A 23,693-nucleotide genomic window follows, 5' to 3' on the forward strand; every position below is an offset into this window, starting at 1 on the left:
CGCGGGGGCGGGGGGCACTCCCATGGAGGGCATGGCTGATCGCTACATCGAAGTCTCGCTGGTCAAGCGTGACGTGACCTGCACGGCCAGGCTGCTGGACGACCGCGCGCCGATCACCTGCGCGGCCGTCTGGGATTCTCTGCCACTGGCCGGCGACGTCTACCACGCGAAGTACGCGCGCAACGAGATCTACGCCCTTTTCCCGCCCTTCGCCCCAACCGAGCCACCCCTCGAAAACCCGACCGTAACCCCCATTCCGGGCGACCTGTGCTATTTCACCTTCGCCGGTGCGGAGTTGGGGACCAAGTCCTACGGCTACGACCGCGAGGTCCGCGCCGGGACCACGCTCGTCGACCTGGCCCTGTTCTACGAGCGCAACAACCTGCTGCTGAACGGCGACGTCGGCTGGGTGCCGGGCATCGTCTGGGGCCAGGTCGTCGACGGCCTGGACGCCATGGCCGAGGCGTGCAACGACCTGTGGAGGTCGGGAGCGGCGGGGGAGTCGCTCAGCTTCCGGAGGGCGTAGGCCGGCCGGCCGTCGCCACTCCGGCCTCGTACAGCGCGTGCGCCGCCCGCAGCACCAGATCGTCCCGGTGCCGGGCGGCCACGAGCTGCAGTCCGATCGGCAGCCCGTCCCCGTCGGCGCCGACCGGCACGCTTGCCGCGGGCTGCTGCGTCATGTTGAACGGGTACGTGAACGGGGTCCAGCCCGTCCAGCGCCGGTGGCCGGATCCTTTCGGCACCTCGGTGCCCGCCTCGAACGCCGTGATCGGCAGGGCCGGGGTGACGAGCAGGTCGTAGGTGTCGTGGAAGCGGCCCATCCGGCGGCCCAGGTCCATCCGCACGTCCACCGCGGCCAGATACTCCAGCGCCGAGTAGCGGGCGCCTTGTGTGCAGATCTCGCGCAGGCCCGGGTCCAGCACCTCGCGCTGCCGCGGACCGAGATGCTGCGTCACGCGCGCCGCCCCGCTGAACCACAGGGTGTGGAACGCCTCCACCGGGTCGGTGAGGTCGGGGTCGGTCTCCGTGACGTACGCGCCCAGCTCCGCCAGCCGCTCCACCGCCCGCCGCACCGCCGTCGCCACCGCCGGCTGCACCGCCACCTGCCCGCCCAGCGACGGCGAGTACGCCACCCGCAGCCCGCGCACCCCGCCGACCAGGCCCTCCGCGTACGCACCCGGCGGCGGGGCGAGCGCCGACCAGTCGCGCGAGTCCGGGTGGCCGATGACGTCCATCAGCAGCGCCGCGTCCGCCGCGTCCCGCGTCATCGGCCCCACGTGCGCCAGCGTGCCGAAGGCGCTCGCCGGGTAGAGCGGCACCCGCCCGTAGGTCGGCTTCAGCGCGAAGATCCCGCAGAACGACGCCGGGATCCGCACACTGCCGCCGCCGTCCGTGCCCAGCGACAGCGGTCCCGCGCCGAGCGCCACGGCCGCCGCGCTGCCCCCGCTCGACCCGCCCGCGGTGCGCGCGGGGTCCCACGGGTTGCGGGTCACGCCGCTCAGCGGCGAGTCCGTCACACCCTTCCAGCCGTACTCGGGCGTCGTCGTCTTGCCGAGGAACACCGCCCCGTGCTCGCGCAGCCGCGCCACGGACGGCGCGTCCTCGTCCCAGCGCCCCGCCGGATCCACGGCCTTCGACCCGCGCAGGGTCGGCGCCCCGCGCAGCAGCAGGATGTCCTTGACGGTGACCGGCACCCCGTCCAGCAGCCCGCGTGGCTCACCGCGCCGCCAGCGCTCCTCCGACTCCCGGGCCCGCTCCAGCGCGTCCTCGGCGGTCAGCCGGACGAAGGCGTTGACCTCCGGCTGGATCGCCTCGGCCCGCTCCAGCGCCGCCCGCGTGGCCTCCACGGGACTCCACTCGCCCTTGCGGTAACCGTCGAGGAGCCGTACGGCGGTCAGCTCGGTGAGCTCGGTCATCCACCCTCCCAGGAACGTCAGTGGCCCGGTACATACCCACGCTGCTTGTCGACCACGTTCACCAGCGGCCTGCCGGCCTCCCACAGCTCGTACAGCTCCACGAACTGGGCGCCGAGGTCGTCCCGCCAGCCGATCGTGTCCCCGCTCATGTGGGGCGACACGATCAGGCCCGGGAGCCGCCACAACGGGCTCTCGGGGGTCAGGGGTTCGTCGGCGAAGACGTCCAGCGCGGCGCCCGCGATCCAGTGCTTGGCCAGGGCGTCGGCGAGGTCGTCCTCGACGACGAGCTGGCCCCGGCCGATGTTGACGAACCGGGCGGACGGCTGCATCACGCCGAAGCGGCGGGCGTCGAACATGCCGTGCGTCCGCTCCGTGAGCGGCGCGGCCGCGATCACCCAGTCGGCGCGGGACAGCAGCCGGTCCAGGTCCTCCGGGCCGTGCACGCCGGTGCGCGGGGTGCGGCCCACCAGCGCGGTCGTGATGCCCAGCGCCTTGAGCGTGCCGGCGATCGCCCGGCCGATCGGTCCGGAGCCGACCACCACGGCCCGGGTCCCGGCGACCTTGTGCGACTCGCGGTGCCGCCAGGTCCGCTCCCGCTGCAGCTCCAGCGTGCGCGGCAGATCCTTGGCCATCGCCAGGACGAGCGCGGCGACGTACTCGGCGATCGGCTGGTCGAAGATGCCCCGCGCGTTCGTCACCACCGTGTCGGAGGCGGCGAGTTCCGGACACATCAGATGGTCCACGCCGGCGCTCGCCGTGTGCACCCAGCGGGGCCGCGGGCCCTCGCCCGGCCAGGCGTCCCGCACGGCGCGCGAGGTGAAGTCCCACACCAGCAGTACGTCCGCGCGCGGGAGGTGCTCCGCGAGCCCCGCCGCGTCGGTGTGTTCGATACGGGCGCGGCCGGTGAGGCGGCCGAGGCGGGGGAGGGGTTCGGCGTCCAGGACGAGCAGGGTGGGGGTGGGCATGAGCAGCCGTTTCTCCAGCCGTTCGGCGGGCCGGCCGGCCCCGGGGGGCTGCCGGTGACGACGAGTTAACCCGGTGTTGACCAGGGAGTGATCCGGGCGGATTGACCACGCTCGCACCCGAACCTACCGTCGTCAACACGGGCGTTCCCACGATCCGTTGCACACTCGTTGCCCAGCGTGAGGCCGGTGCCTGCCATGGACGTCTCATTTCTCGGCGGGCCCAGCCCGCAGCGCGGGGTCGGCGTCGTCGCCCCGTTCGACTTCGCACTCGACCGCGAGCTGTGGCGCTGGGTGCCGGACGGGGTCTCCCTGCACATGACACGCACGCCGTACGTGCCGGTCGAGGTCAGTCTCGACCTCGCCCGCCTGGTCAGCGAGCACGAGACGCTGAGCGAGGCGGTCCGCACGCTCACCGCGATCGCCCCCGAGGTCGTCGCCTACGCCTGCACGTCGGGCAGCTTCGTCGGCGGCACGATGGGCGAGCGGGCGATGTGCGAGGCGATGAGCCGGGCGGGTGCCGTTCCCGCGATCACCACCTCGGGCGCGCTGCTGGAGGCCCTGGTCGAGCTGGACGTCCGGCGGGTGGCGCTGGTGACGCCGTACACGGTCTCGGTCACGCAGTCCTTGGAGGCCTACGTCGCCCAGGCCGGCGTGGCGATCTCCGGCTGCGCCTTCATGGGGCTGACCCGGCACATCTGGAAGGTGCCCTACCGGGAGGTCGTGGACATGGCGCGCCAGGCCGTCCGCGGTGACGCCGACGCGCTGTTCATCAGCTGCACCAACCTGCCCACCTACGACGTGATCCCCCAGCTGGAGGCGGAGCTGCGCATCCCGGTGATCTCGGCCAACCAAGTGACGATGTGGGCGGCGCTGCGGCGACTGGGTACCCGTGCGGTGGGGCCGTATCAAGCGCTGATCAATCCGGCGGCGCGGTCCGGCCCCGTACCGCCGGGGGCGGACCCCGGTCCCGTCGTGCCGGAAGAAGAGCAGCAGCAGGAAGGCTGGACATGACAGCACTGGGATTCCTCTACCCGGGCCACTCCGCCGAGGACGACTATCCGCGCATCGAGCAGTTGCTGGGCAGCGACATCCGGGTGGACCTGGTGCACACCGACATCGGTGAGGACGCGCACCGGGTGGACGCGCTGCTGGAGATGGGCGCGGCCGGGCGGCTCGCGGCCGGCGTCCAGGAGCTGCGGCACGCCGGCGCGGAGGCCGTGGTGTGGGCCTGCACGAGCGGCAGCTTCGTCTACGGCTGGGACGGCGCGCAGGAACAGGTGCGCACCCTGGCCCAGACGGCGGGCATGCCGGCCTCCTCGACGTCCTTCGCGTTCGTGCACGCGGTGCGGGAGCTGGGGGTGCGGCGGGTCGCGATCGGGGCGACGTACCCGGAGGACGTGGCCCAGCTCTTCGCGCAGTTCCTCCGCGCGGACGGCGTCGACGTCGTGTCGGTCAGCAGCTCCGGCATCATCACGGCGGCCGAGGTCGGCACCTGGGGCGAGGCGGAACTCCTCGCCCTGGCCCGCAACTCCGACCACCCCGACGCCCAGGCCCTGCTCCTGCCCGACACGGCCCTGCACACGGCCGCGCACATCCCGGCCCTGGAGAAGGAGCTCGGCAAGCCGATCCTCACCGCCAACCAGGTCACGGTCTGGGAGGCCCTGCGCCTGGCGGACCGCCGGGTGAACGCACCGGAACTGGGCGCCCTGTTCACGAGGGAGCCGATCATCCAGGCCTGAGCCCAGCCCGCTCCAGGCCGGTGCGAGGCCGACTCAGCGGATCTCCGCCCCGCTCTCACGCCCTCCGTTCAGGCGGCGGGGGCGGGGGATGCGGCGGCGCCGGGCCGACGGGCCGTTCCCGGCGCCGCCGGGGCAGGACGGAGGGGAACACGAAGCCGACGGCTCCACCGGCGACGGCCCCGACCGCCATGGCCAACGGAAAGTCCCAGCCGACGCCGGAGTCGAGCAGTTCCCGCGGCCCAGCCACCACGGCCCCGAAGAGCCCCGTCACCCAGGCGCCGCGCAGACGGCCACGCGAGCTGATCTTGTTCCTTCTCCTGCGCATCAGGTCCGACCAGGTTCAGGCTGACGGCGACTGTGAACGTTGCCCTGAGGCATCTCGCCGCACGAGTCGTCATGAAGCCCAAGGTGCCTTCCAAACAGCCCATGAAGAGGCGCGGTGCCCTCGAATGCAGCTCCCATGCGGGCCGGAATCGGTCCTACCGCTTATTCGGGGCAAAGTGGGGCGTACCTGCTCCCATGTCCAACTGAGAGCTGAGGAATGCTCAACTCCGCCGACACAAAAGGCGCTTGAGTTGACCGAAAGCGCGTTCCCCTTCAGTCGTCCACCCCGTGCACACTGGCCACGTCCGCAGCCAGTCGTGCCGTGAAGGACCCCCTCCGATGGCCGAAACGGGACCGTTCCGATCCCCTGCAAGCGCTGTCCAGGCCTCAGCCCGCCTGCTGTGCTGGAGTCTGGCGGCGGCCATGATCACCGCCGCGGTGGATGCCTCGCTCGGTCCGCGGGCCGGTTGGTGGGGAGTCGTGTGGCTCCTGCCGTGGTGGCTGTTCGGCGCGGCCGCCCTCGCCTGGACCGTCCTCCGGGCCCGTGAGAAGGCCGGCCCCCCGCCCCCGCCCGGCTGCGCGCGGAACGACTGGGAGCAGGCCGCCTGACGGACCCCGGCACGGTTGCCCGGGAATAAGCGGAGACAGTCCCCTGTTAACGCCGGAACGACAGCACACGGCCCACAGCAGGAGGCACCCCACCGTGGCGGCAGACGAGATTCGCGGCGCAGCACAGGGCAGCGCCCCCGTCCCCCTCTCCGTACTGGACCTGGTCACCGTGGGGGCGGGCCGCACCGCCTCCGACGCGCTGCGCACCAGCGTCGGCCTGGCCCGTCTGGCGGAGACGCGCGGCTTCCACCGCTACTGGGTCGCCGAGCACCACTCCATGCCGGGCGTGGCCTCCTCGTCCCCGGCCGTGATCCTGGCCCACCTCGCCGCCCACACCGACCGCATCCGCCTCGGCTCGGGCGGCGTGATGCTGCCCAACCACGCCCCGCTGGTGATCGCCGAGCAGTTCGGGACGCTGGAGGCGATGGCCCCGGGCCGCATCGACCTCGGCCTCGGCCGCGCGCCCGGCACCGACGGCGCCACCGCCGCCGCCCTGCGCCGCACCGACCGGCTGAACGAGGGCGCCGACGACTTCCCCCAGCAGCTCGCCGAGCTGATCCGCTTCCTCGACGACGACTTCCCCGACGGCCATCCCTACCGCCGCATCCACGCCGTCCCCGGACCCGTCCAGGCCACCTCCCCCGGCGGCGTCCAGTCCCCGCACCGCCCTCCGGTCTGGCTGCTCGGCTCCTCCGGATTCAGCGCCCGCCTGGCCGGCGCCCTCGGACTGCCCTTCGCCTTCGCCCACCACTTCTCGGCGCAGAACACCATCCCGGCCCTGGACCTGTACCGCGAGTCCTTCCAGCCGTCCGCCTTGCTCGACGCGCCGTACGCCCTGATCGGCGTCTCCGCGCTCGCCGCCGACGAGGAGCAGGAGGCTCGCCGCCAAGTGCTGGCCGCCGCGCTCAGCATGGTCCGGCTGCGCACCGGCCGCCCCGGCCTCGTGCCCACCCCCGAGGAGGCCGAGGCGTACGAGTTCAGCCCCGTGGAGCGCGACTTCGTCGACTCCTGGAACGCCAACGTCATCCACGGCACCCCGGACGAGGTCCGCTCCGGCCTGGACGACCTCGCCAAGCGCACCGGCGCCGACGAGCTGATGATCACGGCCAACGCCCACGGCGGAGACGTCCGTGTGCGCTCCTACGAACTCATCGCCGACGCCTACGGGTTGCCGACGCCCGCCTGAACGCCCGGCCTGCCCAGCAGCTCGGAGATACGGTCCGGCGGCACCGGACGGGAGTACAGCCAGCCCTGTCCGGTGTCGCAGCCGATGCTCCGCAGCCGCGTGGCCTGGGCCGAGGTCTCCACGCACTCCGCGGTGACCGTCAGGCCCAGCCGGTGGGCCAGCTGGATCATCGCCTCGACGACGACCTCGTCGGCCGGGTTCGCCCGGGCGGCCGCCTCCCGGTCGTCGTACTGGAAGCCCCGCACGAAGGACCCGTCCAGCTTCAGCACCGACACCGGCAGCCGGCTCAGGTACGCCAGGTTCGAGTAGCCCGTGCCGAAGTCGTCGATGGCGATGCGGACACCCATGTCGCTGAGGGCCTTCAGCGTCTGCAGCGGCCGGCCCGCCGAGCCCATCACCGCCGACTCCGTCAGCTCCAGCTGGAGCAGGTGCGGCGCCAGCCCCGTCTCGGCCAGGGTCTCGGCCACGTCCGCCACCAGGTCGGAGTCCCAGACCTGACGCACCGCCACGTTCACGCTGACGAAGATCGGCGGCCCCTCCGGGTGGTCCAGCTGCCAGCGGCGGGCCTGCTCGCACGCCGTGCGCAGTACCCAGCGGCCCAGCGGAACGATCGAACCGTCCTCCTCCGCGAGTCCGATGAACCGATTCGGCGTGAGGACGCCGAACTGCGGATGGTTCCAGCGGACCAGCGCCTCGACCCCGTGCAGCCGGTCGTCCTCCATGCCGACCAGCGGCTGGTACTCCAGCCGGAACTCACCCCGGTCGATGGCCGGGCGGAGCGTGGAGGCGAGGGCCTGACGGGTCATGCGGTGAGCGTTGCGCTCCGGGTCGAACAGTGTCCAGCGGGCCTTGCCGTCGGCCTTCGCCCAGTACAGCGTCGTGTCCGCGGCCTGCATCAGGGCCGTCGGGGTGGTCCCGGCCGCGTGCCGTTCGACCACGCCGATCGACGCCGACACCGACAGCCGCCGGCCGGAGATGTCGAACGGGTCCTGGATCGCCTTCAGCACCGACTCGGCCAGCTCGGCCAGTTGCTCGGTGCCGGTGGAGTCCTCGACGAGCAGCGCGAACTCGTCACCGCCCAGCCGCGCCACCAGCGGGGTGCTGGTCCGGGAGTGACCGGCCTCGTCCGCGCAGCGCGTCAGGCGTTCGGCCACGGCGGCCAGCAGCCGGTCGCCGATGCGGTGGCCGAGCGTGTCGTTGACGGCCTTGAAGCCGTCCAGGTCCAGGTAGCACAGCCCGATCCGGCCCGTGCCGCTCCGCTCGTACGACTCCGCCTCCAGCGCGGCCGACAGCCGCTCGAAGAACAGCGTGCGGTTGGGCAGCCGGGTCACCGGGTCGTGCATCTGCAAGTGCCTCAGGCGGGCCTGGAGTTCGCGCCGGGCGCTGATGTCGGCGACCGACAGCAGCACGCCCCCGTCCTCGGCGGGCAGCGGCGCGACCGTCACCTGGACCCACAGCGAGTTCCCGTCGGGGTGCTTCAGACGGCGCGTGCAGCGCAGCCTGGACTGCCGGCCGCGCAGCACCTCGCGGTAGGCGTGCCGGCTGCGGGCGTCGGAGGTGAGGTCGACCAGGTCGGCGGCGACGGCCCCGGCGAGTTCGTCCGGACCGCTGCCGAGCAGCGCGGCGAGCGCGTCGTTGGCGCTGACGACCAGGCCCTCGCGGTCGACGACGGCCATGGCGAGCGGGGCGGCCGCGAAGGCGGAGCGGTAGGGCGGCTGCGGCACGGGCTCGGTACGGGGAGACGTGACAATCTCACTCTCTGTGACGACCGGCCGGTCCAGGTCTGCCGCGGGCGCCGGCCCTTCGGAGGTTCCGCTCACCGCTCGCTCCCGCATGTATTCGATCTCTGTCCGTGCAGGAAAGGTCAGGAAAGTGTGCCGATCATAGAGGCTGGCCCCAGGGGCTTCCAGCCGGTGTCCAGTCTTCCCGGCCAGTCCGCGCTTCTGCCAGATCGTTTCTGCTCACACCCGGACGGCCTCTTCAGCCTCCCGACCAGTTGTGACGTTCCGTGAATGCTTCGGGGGTGTCGGCTTCCGTGAATTTTCGACCCTCTCACCCAACTGGTGCAGGCAAACAGGGCGCGGTACGACAAATCATCACAGTCTGGGTGCGGTGTCCCGCGAACCGTACCCGGAGGTATCCGTGCCGCGTCCGTTCCCGCGCGCCCGACTGCGCAGCACCGCGGCCGTGTTCACCACCATGTCGGCGCTCGCCGCCACCTCCCTCGGCACCGGCCCCTCGGTCGCCGAGTCCGACCCGGCCGCGCCCTGCGCCCTGACCCGCACCGACGCCCACCACTCGGAGGGCCTGGACACGTGGAACGCCGCCTATCCGCGCCCGGCCCGGGCCCTGGACGCGGTCATGGTCTTCCTGTCCTTCCCGGACGCCCACCCGCTGACCACGCCGCAGGAGCTGACCGCCGACCACTTCCCGGCCACCACCCGCTTCTTCGAACGCGCCTCCTACGGCCGCTTCACGCTGCGCCCGCACCCGCTGAGGCACTGGATCCAGATGCCCCGGCCGTCCACCGCGTACGACATACAGCGTGACTGGAGCCCCGCGCACCGGGCCGCCTATCTGCGCGACGCGCTCGCCGCGGCCGACCCGCGGGTGGACTTCTCGCGCTACGACGTCGTGTACTTCGTCGCCGATCCGGACGCGCCGGGCGTGGACTCCGACGCGACGAAGGTCGTGAACCTCACGAGTCCGCTGCGGGCCGACGGCACCGATCTGCGCCGGATCGTCACGGTGTTCGAGCAGCATCCGCCGGACCGGCTCGTCCTCGCCCATGAGACCGGGCACGTCTTCGACCTGCCCGACCTCTACCACCGGCCCGCCGACGGCAAGGGCGACTGGGACACGCACGTCGGTGACTGGGACCTGATGGGCAGCCAGTTCGGACTGGCCCCGGATCTGTTCGGCTGGCACAAGTGGAAGCTGGGCTGGCTGGACGCGCGGCAGGTGCGGTGTGTGCAGGACGCCGGTCCCGCCCGGCTGACGCTGGAGCCGCTGGCCGCGGGGCCCGGAGTGCCGGTGGCGGGCGCCGCCGGGGCACCGGCCTTCGGGCTGGGGCGGGGCACCAAGCTCGCGGTCGTGCGGACGGGGCGCGACAGCGTGCTCGCGTTCGAGGCGCGGGGGCCGGTGGGCAACGACGCGGCGGCGTGCCGGCAGGGCGTGCTCGTGTACCGGGTGCGGGGCGGGGCCCAGTCCGGGGGCGGGCCGATCGAGGTGATCGACGCCCACCCGCGCACGGAGGCCTGCTGGGAGGACTCGGTCTACCCACCCCTCGCGGACGCCCCGATCGCTCTCGGGGAGAGCTTCACGGTGCCGGGGGAGGCGGTGCGGGTGGAGGTGGAGGGCCGCACGGCTTCGGGGGCCTGGACGGTGAAGATCTTGGTGGGCCGCTGAAGGGTTTCCGGGCATGCAATAAGGCCTCTCGCTCTCGCGAGAGGCCTTACCGCTGTCGGTGCGCCGCCAGGGACTCGAACCCCGGACCCGCTGATTAAGAGTCAGCTGCTCTAACCAACTGAGCTAGCGGCGCCTGCTGACGTCGTAGACCTTAGCACCCTGGTCGGGGGGAGGAAAAATCGATATCCGCACGGCCGAGCGGGCCGCTCGCACGGCCGCCCACAGCAGGACCTCGGGGCCCGGCAGCCAGGGCTGACGGGTGTCGGGCGCGACGAGCCAGCGGGCGGTGGAGCGGGTCGGGGCGGGCGTGACGGGGGAGGCGCTCTGCGTGGGGGCCGGGACGGTCACCGCGTCGCCGGTGCCGTGGCACAGCAGCGGGGGTACGGCGTCCGTGCGGCAGGTCTCCCGGGCGTCCCCGCCGCCCGCGCCCCACTCCTCCCACTCCAGCAGCGCCGGCAGCCGCTGGGCCGTGCCCGGGGCGGCGAACAGGAGCATCCTGCCGCGCAGCTCCGCGACCGGGCCCGAGCCGGGGCCGTCGTCCCACAGCCGGTCCAGCATCCGGCGCCCGAACAGGGCCGGGGCGCTGACCACGTCGAAGACCGACCCGCAGGGCAGCACGACCGGGGCGTCCGGCCGCTCCTCCCAGAGGGCGAGCGTGCTTCGCGGATACGTTCCTGCCGAGGCGAGCCAGGCGGCTCCGTCCGGGGTGACGTGGGAGGCGTTCCATGCGCTGCTCATGCCTTCATGTGTACCGGCCGTGAGCGTGCGGTTCCCGAGGGTTGCGGGAAATCGGGACAGGAGCGGGTGGGTGGGGGTATCTTGCCCGCCTGGCATATGCCGGGTGGTCGGGCGGAGCGTGTTCTAGACCGGTTCGCCGGGTCCTCGGCCTTCGGCGTCGCCCCGCATCAGGTCCCGCCCGAACTCGACCATCTTCTTGGCGTAGTCCTCGGTCCACTCGGCCCGCTCGGCGATGTCGGCCGTCGTCAGCCGGTCGAAGCGCCGCGGGTCGGCCAGCTGCGCGGCCGCCATCGCCTGGAACTCCACGGCCCGGTCCGCCGCCGCCCGGAACGCCAGCGTCAGCTCGGTCGCCCGGGCCAGCAGCGCCCGTGGGTCGTCGATCGACTCGAGGTCGAAGAAGTGCTCAGGGTCGGAGGCCGCCTCCGCGGGCTCGAAGAGCAGGGGCGCGGGGCGTAGCCGCGGTTCGTTCCGACGCGGCGTGGGCTCCGCCATGTCTTCTCCTCCTCGTACGTCGCGCACGGCCCTCCCGGTGGAGTGGGCCACCGTCCATTGTCTCGCGGGCGCGCAAGTGGGCATCGCGGTGGTGGATACGGCCACCCCACCACCCCGCGTTCGCCACGGCCGCCGGGAGGGGCGATGTTCGGCCGGGGTGAGTGGTTTCGGGGGTGTGGGTCATGGCCGCCAGGCCGCCCGGTGCTCCGCGAGATGCGCCAGCACCGCGTGGTTCGCCTCCCACCCGTCCGGGCTGTGTTCACCGGCCGCCTCCGGCGGCGTGCCGGCCTCCGGCCGGGGGGGAGAGAGAGGCGGGTGGTTTCGGGGGTGTGGGTCATGGCCGCCAGGCCACCCGGTGCTCCGCGAGATGCGCCAGCACCGCGTGGTTCGCCTCCCACCCATCCGGGAACTTCACCACCGTCCCCAGCTGGACCGGCTCCGTCGACGGGTAGTCGTCGAGGAGGTCGGTCACCCCCGCCCGGCACACCACCACGCACGCGTGCCGGTGGCGGGAGGCCAGGACGCAGAGGCGGCCCGTCTCCAGGTGGAACGCGGTGGCGTCGGGGCGGCCGGAGAGGGGGTGGAGGACCACCGTCACGTCGTACTCGCGGCCCTGCAGCCGGTTCGCCGTGTCCACGACCACCTCGGTGACGCCGAGGTCGGCGAGGGCCGCGCGGACCGCCGCCGCCTGGTCCCGGTGGGCCGTGCCCACGGCGATCCTGTCGGCCGTGAGGGGGGAGGGGTCCGGTGAGCGTTCCGAGGTCGCCGCGCCGCCCCGGTCCAGCATGCGGCGCACGACCGTGGCCACCGCCCGGACCGCCTCCGGGTCCGTGCGCGGGGTGTGCCGGGCGGGCAGTTCCAGCAGGCCCCAGCCCGACGCCGCCGCCTCGTCGATCACCCGGTCGGGGCCCGAGCCGTCCGACGGCACGCCGAAGGACAGGGTCCGGTCACCGTGGCCGGTGCCGCTGCGGAACGGCGTGTAGGGGTAGAAGGCGTCCGAGACCAGGGGCGCCGCCGAGGCGGGGAGCCGCCAGGACACCGGCAGGCGGTGCTGCGGCAGGTCGGGATTGTGCGCGAGCAGGGTCGTCACCGCCGAGGCCGACGGGTCGTACGAGAGGCCCGCCCACTGCTCGCTGCCCACGATCGCGAAGGGGTCGAGCTGCCCCGGGTCGCCCACGAACAGCGCCCGCTCGAACAGCCCGGCCACCGCGAGCAGCGCGTCCGAGCGCATCTGGTACGCCTCGTCGACGATGGCGTGCCGCCACGGCTCGTCGACCTTGACGTGCGCCCACTTCGCCGCCGTCGAGATCACCACGGCCTGCCCGGCGAGGTCCGCCGCCTTGGCCGACTTGCGTACGTTCTCCAGGCCGTCGAGCGCCTTGTCGTACGGGTCGGCGTCGCTGCTGTGCAGGCGGCCCACCGGCAGCTCGGGGTTCTTCTCGGCGAGCCGCAGGACGAGGTCGTCGACCTGGGCGTTGGTCTGCGCGACCACCATCAACGGGTGACCGGCCTCGGCCAGTTCCAGGGCCGCCCGGACCACCAGCGTGGACTTGCCGGCGCCGGGCGGGGAGTCCACGACCACACCGCGCGCGGTGCCGTGGAGGGTGTCGTGGAGGATCGCGTCGGTGGCCTGTGCCGCGGCGGCCGAGGGATCGAACACCGTGGTCACAGGACATCCTCCTCGGTCACCGGGTCGGCGGCCTCCAGGACCGCCACACCGGGCGGCCCGCCGTGCGTCCACGGCGTCTCCTCCGGGTCGGGCAGCTTGGCGCCGCCCCGCTGCTCGTGCTCGAAGAGCGTGAAGCAGACCCGGTCGCCCTTCTCCGGCACCGAGCCCGGCTCCGGCTCCTTGCCGCGGCCCATCTTGTCGAGGATCCGCAGCACGACGCAGGCGCCCTCCTCCTCCGCGACGAACTCCGCCGACTGCGGCTTGCCGCCCAGCGAGCGGTACACCTTCGTGCGCTCGCCCAGATGCGGCCGGTCGTCCGTGCGGACCGTGACGAGGGGGCGGGGGCTCGGGCGCTTGCCGTCGCTGTACGCCATCACGACATCGGTGACCTCGCCCGCGAACGCCTCCCCGGCCAGCCGCCGGCCCGCCATCACCAGCGGGTCGTCGAGGGCCTCCTGCGCCTCCAGCCGGGCCTGTTCGCGCTCGCGCGTGGCCAGTTTGTTCGCCGCCGTCACCGCGTCGTCGCGGCGCGGCTGCGGGGGCTCGCCGGCCAGGACGCGGTCGCGGTGGCCGGTGAACGACCAGCGGTCGCGGGTCCACCGCTCCTCGACATGCGCTCCCTCGGGCAGCTCCCGCAGCAGGTCCAGGCCCCGCCAGACCGCGTCCCAGGTGGGCCGGGTGCGGCTGAGCACCAGGTCGCGGATCTCCCGCTCGGCGGCGGTCAGGGCCCCGAGCCGGTCGTCGGCCTCCAGGCCGTCCTCGGCGGCGGCCAGGGCCGTGCGGGCGCGGTCGTAGCGCTCGATGGCCGGGGCGAGGAGCTTGTTGTCGAAGGCCGGGTCGGTGGCCGGACCGGCCGGGGGACAGGTCAGCTGTCCCTGGGCGTCCCGCTCCAGCTCGGCCTTGAGCGCGGCCTCGGCGCCGGTCATGCCCTCGGGCGGGTCGATCCAGGCGAGCAGCGCCCCCAGGTGCTGGTCCTCCAGCGTGGACTGCCCGGTCGCCCAGTGCCGGCCCAGGACGTCGGTCATCGCCAGCAGCAGCGAGGAACCGGGCACCCGGGCCCGCTCCCCGAAGTGCGTCAGCCACCGTCCGAGCAGCGGCACCCGCGGCGGCGCCGGGTACGGCGCCTCCGGGTCCTGCTCGGCCGTACGCCGGAACCGCGTGGACCGCCCGAGCAGCCGCACCAGGTCGATGCCCGCCCGGCTCGGCACGACCAGCTGCGGCGCGTCCGCGCACAGGTCGACCTCGACCTTGACCCGCTTGCCGGTCTCCGGGTCGGTCTCGGTGCGCTCGGCGGCCTCGACGACCTCCGCGTAGGAGTCGACGTAGGGCAGCACCACGTCGGCCAGGTCGGCCAGGAACGCGAACCTGAGGTCGCGGTCGCGGGGCTGCGGGACGACCAGCAGACGCGGCGCGTCCCGGTCGGTGCCGACCAGCGCGCCGAGCGGGGCGCCGGCCTCACCCGCGGTGATCAGCGGCACGAACACCAGGGGACGGTCGCCCAAGTGCCGGTGCCGGACGGTGGCGGCGGGCTGGGCGCGGCCCGTGCTGACCGCTTCGAGACGGGCGAGGGTGGAGATCAGCGACACGCCGCCTCCAGGGCCTCGGCGCGCAGGGCCGCCGCGCGGCGCAGGGCCGCCACCGCCGGATCGCCGGGGTCGCCCGCCTCACCGCGGGCCGCCGCGAGGACGTCCTCGACGGTCGTCAGGCCGCCCAGCTCCGCCCGCACCGGGCGGCCGAGCGAGGTCACCGCGCCCGTCTCGCGCGACCTGTTCCGGCAGTGGAAGGCCAGCTCGCACGCGGACAGGCACTCCGGCGCGTACGTCGCCGGGACCGACTCCACGGCGGCCGTCAGCTCCTCGGCGGGCAGCTCGGGCGAGAAGCACGTGCCCTCGGGGAGCGCGTCGGCGATGTCCTCGATACGGGTCAGCCGGGCCAGCTGGCGGGCCGTCACCGCGCGCTGCTTGCGGATGTCCACGGCGGACGCGGCCGGCTGGTTGGAGAAGTCCCGGGGGCAGACCAGCAGGATCCGGTGCCGCACGCGCGGGGCCGGCTCCAGCCGGGCCGCGAGCTCCTCCAGCGCCAGTACGTACACCGCCGCCTGCCGGGCCGCCGCCCCCACCTTCGCCGGGTCGGCCGAACCGTCCAGCAGCGGGAAGGACTTGATCTCCACCACCGTCCAGCCGCCGTCCGGATGCACCACGACGGCGTCCGGCTCCAGGAACGCGGGGGAGCCCGCGACGTCCAGCGCCAGCATCGGGTGGTCGAGCAGCGTCCACGCGCCCGGGTGCGCGGCGGCCTCGCGCAGCTCCAGCGCCGTACGGGCCGTGCGCCCCTGGGGGCCGGTCGCGGTCAGGTCGGGCACGCGCGCGTCGGCGGGCGGCTCGGCGGAGCGGTCCAGCTTCTCGTGCACCAGCCGCAGCAGCTCCGCGCCGCCGTCGGCCTTGACCTTCGCCTCGAAGGCGTTGCCCCGCGTGAGCGCGAACTGCGACTGCCCGAAAGCCGAGGGGGAGCCCAGCGCGCTCGCCAGGGCCGCCTTGTTCACCCCGGCGCCGTCGAGGATCGCGCGGCGCGCACACCCGGGGTTGGCGGCCAGGGCCGCCAGAGCGCGCGCGTCCAGTGCCTTCGCGGGTACGTCGGGGCCGCGCAGCTCAGCGAGCCGGTGCCGGAGCGCCGTCCCCCGCGTCCTTGGGGGAGGCACTCGGCTCGGCTCCCGCTCCGTGCCGCGACTCGCGCTGCCGTGGAATTCGCTCACCCGCGGAAGTCTGGCATCCGGCACTGACAATCGGGGAACCTGCGCCGGAGGAGTCCGCCGCGACCGGCGTGACACTCGGCAGGAGCTGTGCCCTGACCCGGTCCGCCGTGCGCATCACGACCGGCGCCAGCAGCAGTCCGACGCCCATGACGGCCGCGCCCGCGACGGCGTCGAGGAAGTAGTGGTTGGCGGTGCCCATGACCACGATCGTCGTGATCAGCGGGTAGGCGACACCGGCCGCCTTCGCCGTGCGCGTGCCGCCGTAGCGCCACAGCATCACTCCGCACCACAGGGCCCAGCCCACGTGCAGACTCGGCATGGCCGCGTACTGGTTGGTCATGCCCCCCATGCCGCGCGGCGCGCTCGCCGCGCCGCCCCACCAGCCGTAGGAGCTGTACTGGGCCATCGTGTCCACGAAGCCGTGGCTCGCGTCGAGGAGCCGGGGCGGGCAGGTCGGCATCAGGGTGAAACCGATCAGGCCGATGAGGGTGGACGTCATCAGCCAGGTCCGCGCGGCGCGGTAGCGCACGGCCCGGGAGCGGAAGAGCCAGACGAGGATCGCCGGCGTGACCAGGTAGTGCAGCGACGCGTACCAGAAGTCCGCCGGTATGCCTATCCAGGCCTCGTGCGTGAAGAGGCGGTTGAGCGGGTGCTCGAAGTTGATGCGGAGCGCCTTCTCGAAACGCAGCAGCGCCAGACCGTGGTCGACCGCACCTGAGACGTCCCCCCGGGCGAGGAGCCGGCCCGCCGTGTAGCACGCGTACACCAGCAGGATCAGCGGCAGCTCGGTCCACCAGCGCAGCCTGCGCGCGGGGGCCGCCTCGGTGCCCAGTGTCTCGGCGTGCGGCATCCGATCGCCCTCCCCCTTCGTCGTCACGCGGCGCCCGGCCGTCCGGGCGTGTCACTTTACGGCGTGTGTGCGCGCCCAGGGGGCGCTCTCCGGACCTCAAAGACGCAGAGATCGCCCCCCGGGTTGCCCGTGAACAGGGTGCGCGATGATGGATGAGTTCCGCTTGCGTTTTTCTTCCGGAAAGGTTCCCCATGGCTGCGCGCATCCTGCTGGCCCGCCACGGACAGACCGAGTGGTCCCTGTCCGGCAAGCACACGGGCAGGACCGACGTGCCGCTTCTGGAGGAGGGCCGGCGCGGCGCCAAGCTGCTCGGCGAGCGCCTGCACCGGGCGCCCTACGACGGCCTGCCCGGCGTCGAAGTGCGCACCAGCCCGCTGGCACGCGCGCGTGAGACGTGCGAACTGGCCGGATTCGGCGACCGGGCGCGTGCCTGGGACGCGTTGCTGGAGTGGGACTACGGGGCGTACGAGGGCATGACCCCGGCGGACATCCAGGCCGTCCGGCCCGGCTGGCTGATCTGGCGCGACGGCGTCCCCGAGGGGGAGACGCTCGCCGAGGTGACGGCCCGGGCGGACGAGGTGGTCTCCTGGGCCCGTTCCGAGGACCGCGACGTCCTGATCTTCGCCCACGGGCACGTCCTGCGTTCCATCGGCGCGCGCTGGCTGGGCCTGCCGCTCGACTTCGCGGCCCGGATACGGCTGAACCCGACGTCCCTGTCGGTGCTGGGCTGGGCGTACGGAGAGCCGGCGATCGAGAGCTGGAACGACCTGGGGCACCTGGTCTGAAACGCCCTGGGTCACGTGGTCTAGGTCGGGCGTGGCAGCGAGGCGTGCCGGTCCAGGAACGCCGACACCCCCGAAGCCCGCCGATGGGGGAGCAGCACGCGCGCGGTGGCCGCCAGCATCGTCTGGATCCGCGACGACTGGACCTCCTCCAGCAGGTCCAGCACCCGCATCCCCGCCACCGCCGCCTCGTCCGGCCGCCCGCCCCGCGCGAGGTCGTCCGCCAGCTCCGCCGTGTACAGCGCGATGTTCCGCGTGAAGTGCGGATCCTGGAGTTCCGCCGCCCGCCGCGCGTGCCGTGCCGCCCGGGGCCAGTCGCCCAGCGTGGACCAGCACTGCGCCTCCAGGCCCTCCAGTTCGGCCTCCCCGTAGAAGCTCATCCACTCGGGGTCGGCGTCCGAGGGGCCCCGCTCGAAGAGCGCCTGCGCCCGGGCCAGGGCCTGCTCGCAGCCGACGCGGTCCGCGAGGCCCGCCCAGCCGCCCGCCTCGCGCAGCGCGAGCAGCGACATCAGCCGGGCCGACCCCACGGGCCGGGCGACGCGCTGCGCTGCCTGGGCCGCCCGGACCGCCTCGCGCGGGCGGCCCGCGTCGCGCGCGAGGAACGCCGTGTTGCAGAAGGCGTGCGCCTCCAGCCCCGGGTCGCCGGTCATCCGGGCGGTCGCCAGGGCCTCGGCGTAGTGGGAGCGGGCGTCGTCGAAGCGTCCCGAGTCGTGGGCCAGCCAGCCCACGGAGATGGCCAGTTCACCGGCGCCGGAGTAGAGCCGGTCGGCCGTCGTCTGCCGGGTCGTGCCGGCGTCCAGCAGGGCGTACGCGGCGCGCAGCGGGGCGGCCGCTCGGCGGTAGAGGCCGTCGGCGCCGTGCCGGTCGTCGAGCAGCCGGATCCGGCGGACGGCTTCCTCCAGGGCACCCGCGTCGCTCGCCCCGGCGCGGCGCACGGGGCGCTGTGCCGCCGCGGCGTCGAGGGCGAGGCCCACGGGCCCCAGCGAGGCGGCGGCCACCGTGGCGCCCCCGCCGGTCATGAATGCGCGACGTAGCACGTCGCTCTCCTCGTAGGTGTCGTGCGGGTGGTACGGGTCGTACGGGTTCTGCGTGTCATACGGCTCGGACGCCCCACTGGTCTCACTCGTGACGTTCGTGAGGTTCGTGGTGCGCGCCAGGGGCGCGTCCCCGATGTCGCGCGCCCGGCGTCCGCGTACCGACGAGCGGGGCGCGAACCCGAGGTCGGTGAGCGAGCGACCCGGGAACATGTGCAGGAACACCCGTTCGTAGGCGTAGTTGGGGCAGCGGATCTCACCCGCCTCGACCCGCCCGATGTAGCGCGCGTCACAGCTGACCTGCTCGCCGATCTCGAGGCCGGCCCGGCGGATCGCCGCGGCGAACTCGGACGGCGAGCGCTGTCCGCGCAGCTGCCGGAAGGCGAGGTTCGGCCGTGCCGGCCGGTTGGGTTGAGACGAGGTCACCGCTGACGACGCCATGGCCGGGTCCTCTCGTGCGAACCGTCGAACCATGCCGGATTCGGGGCGACTTGTGCGTGTTGTCCGCATGGCCTGCCCTGGGTCCGGCGAGCAAGAACGTACCTGCTGTGTCGGAGCGACCACGCTGAGTTTGGCTACAAACCGGATATCTCATCCGTGATCTGCCATGAAGTGCCATCCTTTGCGGCTGACTTCCGCCGTAGCCGTTGACGCCCTCCCGCGTTGAACCCTGCGGACCGGGAGGCCCCCGACTCCCGACCGCTCGTCCAAGCAGGGGTTTTCGTGGTGGAGGCCGGGATGGAGACCAGCCGGATCAACGATCCTCGTACGCCGCCGAGCACACCGGCGGCCGGCTGCGATGTGGTGACGGTGCCGGCGCGGCAGGGGCTGGAGGCGGTCGACATCCTGCGGCGCGGGACGGCGGAGGCGGTGGGGCCCGTGTTGCACGACGACGGGGGCGGCACCCTGGGGTTCCTGGTGCCGCCCGGCACGGCCGCCGCGTGGGACGTGCCGGGGAGCACGTGCACGGAGACCGACGGACGCGGACTGACCCTCGCGCCCCAACCCCCCGTGGAAGGCTCGGACTGGCTGCTCCCGCCCGGGGAGGCGGACCTCGCGACGGACCCCGCGGTGCTGCGCCGGGCCCTCGGGGAGGCGGCCCGGACGATCAGGGCGGCGGACGGCTGCCGCTGAGACGCAGGTGCTCCGGCTGCCGGCCGGGGCGGAGCGGCTGCCCCGCTTGTCGGCGCGCCCCTGATAATGCCCCCATGGGAAAGTCCAGGAGCGGGCGGCGCAGAGCCGGTGCGGAGGCCGTCGTCGAGAGCGTCGACGGCGGGCTCGCCGAGCTGATCCCCGACGGCGACCGGGTCCGGGCCTGGACCCTCGTGATCGACGGGGCCCCGCAGTCGCACGTCGACCTGGACGACCCGGCGTACCTCTCCTTCGAGTACCAGCGCCGGCTCGGGCACGTCATCGACCTCGTCGCCCCGCCGGGCCGGCCCGTGCACGCCGTGCACCTCGGCGGCGGCGCGTTCACCCTCGCCCGCTACGTCGCCGCCACCCGGCCCCGCTCCACCCAGCAGGTCGTCGAGCGGGATGCCGCCCTCGTACAACTGGTCCGCCGTGAGCTGCCGTTGGACCCGAACGCGCGGATCAGGGTGCGGTCCGTCGACGCCCGTCAGGGACTCGCCAAGGTGCCGGACGGCTGGGCCGACCTCGTCATCACCGACGTGTTCAGCGGCGCCCGGACACCGGCCCACCTGACCTCGACGGAGTTCCTCGACGACGTCCGCAGGGCCCTCAAGCCCGGCGGTGTCTACGCCGCCAACCTCGCCGACGGGCCGCCGCTGACCCACCTGCGTGGCCAGATCGCCACCGCCGCCGCCCGTTTCGGGCACCTCGCGCTGGTCGCCGACCCGACGGTGCTGCGCGGCAAGCGCTTCGGCAACGCCGTCCTGGTCGCCTCGGACCTCACACTGCCCGTCGCCGAACTGACCCGCCGCGCCGCCTCCGACCCGCACCCGGGCCGCGTCGAGCACGGCAGGACGCTCACCGACTTCACCGGCGGGGCCGTGCCCGTCACGGATCTCGCGGCGGTGGCCTCCCCGGCGCCGCCGGCCTCGGTGTTCCGGTGACCCCCGGCGGCGCTCAGTAGGTGCCGATCTCCACGCGCGGCGGCCCGTCGTGCCAGGTGCAGAAGACCGACACCCGGTCCGCGCCCGAGGAGAACTCCACGCGGATCCACGACTCCGTCTTCCACACCTGCATCGACCAGCCCGCGCCGGGAGTCGCCGAGACGAGGGAGGCGGACGTCTTCCCGAGGTCGAACACCGCCCGGCCGCCGTCGGTGTCGTAGCTCCTGACCCGGCCGGTGGCGGCGGGGGAGGGACTGGGGGTCCGGGTGGGCGCGGGGGTCGGCCGCGCCGTCGTCGGCGGGGCGCTCGAGGGCGTCCGCTGCGGCGGAGGTGTCCGTTCCGTCGGCGTGGCGAGCGGCCGCGGCTCCCGCGTGGGCGCGTCGGCGGCCTTGACGGGCAGGGCGCGCGGCGGGTCGTAGGCCGTGCCCGCCATCACCGTGTGGACACCCCACCAGGACAGCGTGACCGCCGCGCCCGTGGCGAGCAGCCAGGCCAGTAGGTGTACGAGTCCTCTGCGCATCGCGGGCCATCCTGCCTCACGCGCCCCACGCGCTGTCCAGGAACGAGCGCTCTCCAGGGGCCCGTTGTCCCCAACCGCGGAGTTGTCCACAGGCCCGCACCCGGCTGTTCGAGATGGCGTACGGTGCGGCGCATGGCAAGTGTGCTCGTGGTCGAGGACGACCAGTTCGTACGCTCGGCGCTCATCCGGCATCTGACCGACGCCTCGCACACCGTGCGCAGCGTCGGTACGGCACTGGAGGCGCTGCGCGAGGTCGCCCATGTCCGCTTCGACGTGGTGATCCTGGATCTCGGACTGCCCGATCTCGACGGGTCCGAGGCCCTGAAGATGCTGCGCGGCATCACGGACGTGCCGGTGATCGTCGCCACCGCCCGGGACGACGAGGCGGAGATCGTCCGGCTGCTGAACGCGGGAGCCGACGACTACCTGACCAAGCCCTTCTCCGTCGAGCACCTCTCCGCCCGCATGGCGGCCGTACTGCGCCGCGCCCGCTCCGGTTCCGGGGAAGGGCAGCCCACCCCCGTGCTCCGGGTCGGCGGCCTGACCGTCGACCCGCTGCGCCGCCAGGCCGAGCTGGACGGCGCCCGGCTCGACCTCACGCGCCGCGAGTTCGACCTGCTCGCCTTCCTGGCCCGCCGGCCCGGAGTCGTCGTCCCCCGCAAGGAACTGCTCGCCGAGGTCTGGCAGCAGTCGTACGGCGACGACCAGACCATCGACGTCCATCTGTCCTGGCTGCGGCGGAAACTGGGGGAGACGGCCGCCAACCCCCGCTATCTGCACACCCTCAGGGGCGTCGGTGTGAAGCTCGAACCCCCGGGGGCGGAGGCGCCGCGATGAGGTGGGCGCTGGTCAAGGTGGCGCTGGCGGTGACGACCATGGTCGTGCTCGCCTTCGCGGTGCCGCTCGGACTCGTCATCCGCGAGATGGCCCGGGACCGTGCCTTCTCGGGCGCCGAGCGGGAGGCCGCGGCCGTCGCCCCCGCCCTCTCCATCACCACCGACCGCGACCAGCTGGAACGGGTCGTCGCCTCCGCCGGATCCGATGCCGGCATGGCCGTGCACATACCGGCGGGCGACGGCCAGGAGGCCCTGGACCTCGGGCGGCAGCGCGCCGCCGACGAGGACATCGCGGCCGTGCGGAAGCTGGGCCGCGCCTCCACCACCGGCGTCCCCGGCGGCTCCACGCTGCTCCAGCCGGTCGCGCTCAGCACCGGCGAGATCGCGGTCGTCGAGGTGTACGTGCCCCAGGCCGAGGTCACCCACGGCGTGGGCACGGCCTGGGCGGTGCTCGCCGGGGTCGGAGTCGCGCTGGTCCTCGGGTCGGTCGCGGTCGCCGACCGGCTGGGCGTGCGCATGGTCCGGCCCGCCAGGCGCCTGGTCGACGGGGCGCGCGAACTGGGGGAGGGCAGGCTCGGCGCCCGCGTCCCCGAGGAGGGCCCGACCGAGCTGCGGCTGGCGGCCGTCGCGTTCAACTCCATGGCCGACCAGGTCGTCCAGCTCCTGGCGAACGAGCGGGAGCTGGCGGCCGACCTCTCCCACCGGCTGCGCACGCCCCTGACCGTGCTGCGGCTCAACACCGCCTCGCTCGGCGAGGGACCGGCCGCCGACCAGACCCGCAGCGCGGTCGAACAGCTGGAGCGCGAGGTCGACGCGATCATCCGTACGGCCCGGGAGGCCAAGCCGCAGACGGCCGCGGCCGGTCCGGGCGCCGGGTGCGATGCCGCCGAGGTGGTCCGGGAGCGGATGGCCTTCTGGTCGGCGCTCGCGGAGGACGAGGCCCGCAAGTGGCGGGTGGCCGGGGCCGACCGGCCGGTGCGCATACCCGTGGCCCGCGCCGACCTGGCCGCCGCGCTCGACGCGCTGCTCGGCAACGTCTTCCGGCACACCCCGGAGGGCACCGCCTTCGCGGTCGACGTGCACAACGCCGAGGACGCGGTGATCGTCCTCGTGTCCGACGCGGGCCCGGGCATACCCGACCCGGCGGCCGCGATGGCGCGGGGCCGGGGCTCCGGGAGCGACGGCTCGACCGGGCTCGGCCTGGACATCGTGCGCCGGCTCGCGGAGTCGACCGGCGGGGACGTGCGCATCGGCTCCTCGGTGCTCGGCGGGACCGAGGTGCGGATCTGGATCCAGGTGGCCGACCGCGCCCCCGCGAGCCGGGGACACCGGCAGCTGCGCCGCCGACGGCCCGGCAGGCCGGCCGCCGCCTTGAAGCAGTCCTGACTCGCCGGGCGCACGGGCAGTCCCGACTCGGCGTGCGCACGGGTCGGTCACGTTTCGACAAATGCACGGATCGGCTCTTGACGCATGACCGGACATACGGCTGTTATTGCGCCACCGTGTTCGGTCAAGTTGATTTCTGGTCGATTGCGACTGGATTTCACGCCTCACCCTCGTGACCGAACCCTGCCCTCAGGAGCCGTTCATGCACGACCTCTCCCTCTCCGGACCCTCCCTGCCCGCTCCCGGCCGCCGCACCGTGCTGCGCGGTATGGGTGGTGCGGCCCTGCTCGGTGCGGGCATACCGTTGCTGTCCGCGTGTGGTGGTGGCGCGGCCGCCGATCCGAAGACGGTCAGCCTGGGCTCCAACTCCTCGGACGCGGTGCCGAAGAAGGCGTTCGCGGAGATCTACGCG

At 73.7% G+C, this 23,693-nt stretch carries 22 protein-coding genes, 1 tRNA gene and 1 pseudogene; 12 read left to right on the top strand and 12 right to left on the bottom strand.

The features are described 5' to 3' along the window. Positions 1-31 precede the first annotated feature (31 nt). A complete protein-coding gene (locus ABZ948_RS08045; protein WP_359758087.1) occupies positions 32-526 on the top strand; it encodes a DUF3830 family protein in 495 nt (164 codons plus the stop codon). Here the strand turns inward: ABZ948_RS08045 and ABZ948_RS08050 are convergent. Together ABZ948_RS08050 and ABZ948_RS08055 are read right to left on the bottom strand one after the other, a co-directional pair. Next, on the bottom strand, positions 507-1,916 hold the full coding sequence (locus ABZ948_RS08050) for an amidase (protein ID WP_359758088.1): 1,410 nt from the start codon (positions 1,914-1,916) through the stop codon (positions 507-509). The genes ABZ948_RS08045 and ABZ948_RS08050 overlap by 20 nt on opposite strands. Positions 1,917-1,933: 17 nt before the next feature. Next, entirely contained in the window at positions 1,934-2,881 is a 948-nt protein-coding gene (locus ABZ948_RS08055) for a D-2-hydroxyacid dehydrogenase (RefSeq protein ID WP_359758089.1), read from the bottom strand. Between the two features lie 195 nt (positions 2,882-3,076). Here ABZ948_RS08055 and ABZ948_RS08060 point away from each other — a divergent pair, with 195 nt between their 5' ends. The 4 genes from ABZ948_RS08060 (at position 3,077) to ABZ948_RS08075 (ending at position 6,739) form a co-directional block, all read left to right on the top strand. Further along, a complete protein-coding gene (locus tag ABZ948_RS08060) occupies positions 3,077-3,892 on the top strand; it encodes a maleate cis-trans isomerase family protein (protein ID WP_359758090.1) in 816 nt (271 codons plus the stop codon). After that, positions 3,889-4,620: a maleate cis-trans isomerase family protein gene (locus ABZ948_RS08065; RefSeq protein WP_359758091.1), complete on the top strand. Its 732-nt coding sequence runs from the start codon at positions 3,889-3,891 to the stop codon at positions 4,618-4,620. Before ABZ948_RS08060 ends, ABZ948_RS08065 begins: the two co-directional genes overlap by 4 nt. Positions 4,621-5,367: 747 nt before the next feature. Further along, the gene (locus ABZ948_RS08070; RefSeq protein WP_359758092.1) at positions 5,368-5,553 is read left to right on the top strand and encodes a hypothetical protein; all 186 of its coding nucleotides are present in this window, start codon (positions 5,368-5,370) and stop codon (positions 5,551-5,553) included. Between the two features lie 94 nt (positions 5,554-5,647). Further along, entirely contained in the window at positions 5,648-6,739 is a 1,092-nt protein-coding gene (locus tag ABZ948_RS08075; RefSeq protein WP_359758093.1) for an LLM class flavin-dependent oxidoreductase, read from the top strand. Here ABZ948_RS08075 and ABZ948_RS08080 read toward each other — a convergent pair. Next, entirely contained in the window at positions 6,715-8,574 is a 1,860-nt protein-coding gene (locus ABZ948_RS08080; RefSeq protein WP_359758094.1) for a putative bifunctional diguanylate cyclase/phosphodiesterase, read from the bottom strand. The two genes, ABZ948_RS08075 and ABZ948_RS08080, sit on opposite strands and share 25 nt — an antisense overlap. Before the next feature lie 307 nt (positions 8,575-8,881). On the opposite strand from ABZ948_RS08080, the gene ABZ948_RS08085 reads away from it, so the two are divergent. Beyond that, on the top strand, positions 8,882-10,147 hold the full coding sequence (locus tag ABZ948_RS08085) for a M6 family metalloprotease domain-containing protein (RefSeq protein ID WP_359758095.1): 1,266 nt from the start codon (positions 8,882-8,884) through the stop codon (positions 10,145-10,147). Positions 10,148-10,206: 59 nt separating this feature from the next. Here ABZ948_RS08085 and ABZ948_RS08090 read toward each other — a convergent pair. The 7 genes from ABZ948_RS08090 to ABZ948_RS08120 all read right to left on the bottom strand — a co-directional run bounded on the left by ABZ948_RS08090 (position 10,207) and on the right by ABZ948_RS08120 (position 16,648). After that, a tRNA-Lys gene (locus tag ABZ948_RS08090) sits at positions 10,207-10,280 on the bottom strand. Continuing rightward, the gene (locus ABZ948_RS08095; protein WP_359758096.1) at positions 10,271-10,885 is read right to left on the bottom strand and encodes a bifunctional DNA primase/polymerase; all 615 of its coding nucleotides are present in this window, start codon (positions 10,883-10,885) and stop codon (positions 10,271-10,273) included. Before ABZ948_RS08095 ends, ABZ948_RS08090 begins: the two co-directional genes overlap by 10 nt. 123 nt (positions 10,886-11,008) lie before the next feature. Then, positions 11,009-11,377: a DUF8844 domain-containing protein gene (locus ABZ948_RS08100; RefSeq protein ID WP_359758097.1), complete on the bottom strand. Its 369-nt coding sequence runs from the start codon at positions 11,375-11,377 to the stop codon at positions 11,009-11,011. 334 nt (positions 11,378-11,711) lie between these two features. After that, positions 11,712-13,046 (bottom strand): AAA domain-containing protein, encoded by a 1,335-nt coding sequence (locus tag ABZ948_RS08105; RefSeq protein ID WP_359758098.1) that lies wholly within the window; start codon positions 13,044-13,046, stop codon positions 11,712-11,714. Beyond that, positions 13,043-14,632, bottom strand: a complete 1,590-nt coding sequence (locus ABZ948_RS08110; RefSeq protein ID WP_359758099.1) for an amino acid adenylation domain-containing protein — start codon at positions 14,630-14,632, stop codon at positions 13,043-13,045. The genes ABZ948_RS08105 and ABZ948_RS08110 overlap by 4 nt, the downstream gene beginning before the upstream one ends. Then, a complete protein-coding gene (locus tag ABZ948_RS08115) occupies positions 14,623-15,744 on the bottom strand; it encodes a hypothetical protein (protein WP_359758100.1) in 1,122 nt (373 codons plus the stop codon). Before ABZ948_RS08115 ends, ABZ948_RS08110 begins: the two co-directional genes overlap by 10 nt. Next, entirely contained in the window at positions 15,695-16,648 is a 954-nt protein-coding gene (locus tag ABZ948_RS08120; protein ID WP_359758101.1) for a phosphatase PAP2 family protein, read from the bottom strand. Before ABZ948_RS08120 ends, ABZ948_RS08115 begins: the two co-directional genes overlap by 50 nt. 191 nt (positions 16,649-16,839) lie before the next feature. Between ABZ948_RS08120 and ABZ948_RS08125 the strand changes: the two genes are divergently transcribed. Further along, on the top strand, positions 16,840-17,433 hold the full coding sequence (locus tag ABZ948_RS08125) for a histidine phosphatase family protein (protein WP_359758102.1): 594 nt from the start codon (positions 16,840-16,842) through the stop codon (positions 17,431-17,433). A gap of 20 nt (positions 17,434-17,453) precedes the next feature. Here ABZ948_RS08125 and ABZ948_RS08130 read toward each other — a convergent pair whose 3' ends face one another. Beyond that, entirely contained in the window at positions 17,454-18,905 is a 1,452-nt protein-coding gene (locus ABZ948_RS08130; protein ID WP_359758103.1) for an NsdA family TPR-like regulatory protein, read from the bottom strand. 297 nt (positions 18,906-19,202) lie between these two features. On the opposite strand from ABZ948_RS08130, the gene ABZ948_RS08135 reads away from it, so the two are divergent. Together ABZ948_RS08135 and ABZ948_RS08140 are read left to right on the top strand one after the other, a co-directional pair. After that, the gene (locus ABZ948_RS08135) at positions 19,203-19,598 is read left to right on the top strand and encodes a hypothetical protein (RefSeq protein ID WP_359758104.1); all 396 of its coding nucleotides are present in this window, start codon (positions 19,203-19,205) and stop codon (positions 19,596-19,598) included. 74 nt (positions 19,599-19,672) lie between these two features. Beyond that, a complete protein-coding gene (locus ABZ948_RS08140; protein ID WP_359758105.1) occupies positions 19,673-20,539 on the top strand; it encodes a spermidine synthase in 867 nt (288 codons plus the stop codon). A 13-nt stretch (positions 20,540-20,552) separates the two neighbouring features. Here the strand turns inward: ABZ948_RS08140 and ABZ948_RS08145 are convergent, their stop codons facing one another. After that, on the bottom strand, positions 20,553-21,059 hold the full coding sequence (locus tag ABZ948_RS08145) for a hypothetical protein (RefSeq protein ID WP_359758106.1): 507 nt from the start codon (positions 21,057-21,059) through the stop codon (positions 20,553-20,555). Positions 21,060-21,191: 132 nt separating this feature from the next. Here ABZ948_RS08145 and ABZ948_RS08150 point away from each other — a divergent pair, with 132 nt between their 5' ends. From ABZ948_RS08150 to ABZ948_RS08160, 3 genes and pseudogenes are all read left to right on the top strand, one after another. Beyond that, a complete protein-coding gene (locus ABZ948_RS08150) occupies positions 21,192-21,896 on the top strand; it encodes a response regulator transcription factor (RefSeq protein WP_359758107.1) in 705 nt (234 codons plus the stop codon). Beyond that, complete coding sequence (locus ABZ948_RS08155; RefSeq protein ID WP_359758108.1) at positions 21,893-23,281, top strand: HAMP domain-containing sensor histidine kinase; 1,389 nt, start codon at positions 21,893-21,895, stop codon at positions 23,279-23,281. The genes ABZ948_RS08150 and ABZ948_RS08155 overlap by 4 nt, the downstream gene beginning before the upstream one ends. 202 nt (positions 23,282-23,483) lie before the next feature. After that, positions 23,484-23,693 (top strand): annotated as a pseudogene (locus ABZ948_RS08160) (carbohydrate ABC transporter substrate-binding protein); the annotation flags it as partial.

The organism is Streptomyces olindensis, from assembly GCF_040645895.1.
GTDB lineage: Bacteria > Actinomycetota > Actinomycetes > Streptomycetales > Streptomycetaceae > Streptomyces > Streptomyces olindensis.

Coding starts and splice junctions, on each gene's coding strand:
- ABZ948_RS08060 (WP_359758090.1), top strand. CDS start 3,077: ATGGACGTCTCATTTCTCGGCGGGCCCAGCCCGCAGCGCGGGGTCGGC.
- ABZ948_RS08080 (WP_359758094.1), bottom strand. CDS start 8,574: ATGCGGGAGCGAGCGGTGAGCGGAACCTCCGAAGGGCCGGCGCCCGCG.
- ABZ948_RS08125 (WP_359758102.1), top strand. CDS start 16,840: ATGGCTGCGCGCATCCTGCTGGCCCGCCACGGACAGACCGAGTGGTCC.
- ABZ948_RS08150 (WP_359758107.1), top strand. CDS start 21,192: ATGGCAAGTGTGCTCGTGGTCGAGGACGACCAGTTCGTACGCTCGGCG.
- ABZ948_RS08155 (WP_359758108.1), top strand. CDS start 21,893: ATGAGGTGGGCGCTGGTCAAGGTGGCGCTGGCGGTGACGACCATGGTC.
- ABZ948_RS08135 (WP_359758104.1), top strand. CDS start 19,203: ATGGAGACCAGCCGGATCAACGATCCTCGTACGCCGCCGAGCACACCG.
- ABZ948_RS08095 (WP_359758096.1), bottom strand. CDS start 10,885: ATGAGCAGCGCATGGAACGCCTCCCACGTCACCCCGGACGGAGCCGCC.
- ABZ948_RS08145 (WP_359758106.1), bottom strand. CDS start 21,059: ATGCGCAGAGGACTCGTACACCTACTGGCCTGGCTGCTCGCCACGGGC.
- ABZ948_RS08130 (WP_359758103.1), bottom strand. CDS start 18,905: ATGGCGTCGTCAGCGGTGACCTCGTCTCAACCCAACCGGCCGGCACGG.
- ABZ948_RS08065 (WP_359758091.1), top strand. CDS start 3,889: ATGACAGCACTGGGATTCCTCTACCCGGGCCACTCCGCCGAGGACGAC.
- ABZ948_RS08055 (WP_359758089.1), bottom strand. CDS start 2,881: ATGCCCACCCCCACCCTGCTCGTCCTGGACGCCGAACCCCTCCCCCGC.
- ABZ948_RS08070 (WP_359758092.1), top strand. CDS start 5,368: ATGATCACCGCCGCGGTGGATGCCTCGCTCGGTCCGCGGGCCGGTTGG.
- ABZ948_RS08045 (WP_359758087.1), top strand. CDS start 32: ATGGCTGATCGCTACATCGAAGTCTCGCTGGTCAAGCGTGACGTGACC.
- ABZ948_RS08120 (WP_359758101.1), bottom strand. CDS start 16,648: ATGCCGCACGCCGAGACACTGGGCACCGAGGCGGCCCCCGCGCGCAGG.
- ABZ948_RS08050 (WP_359758088.1), bottom strand. CDS start 1,916: ATGACCGAGCTCACCGAGCTGACCGCCGTACGGCTCCTCGACGGTTAC.
- ABZ948_RS08100 (WP_359758097.1), bottom strand. CDS start 11,377: ATGGCGGAGCCCACGCCGCGTCGGAACGAACCGCGGCTACGCCCCGCG.
- ABZ948_RS08140 (WP_359758105.1), top strand. CDS start 19,673: ATGGGAAAGTCCAGGAGCGGGCGGCGCAGAGCCGGTGCGGAGGCCGTC.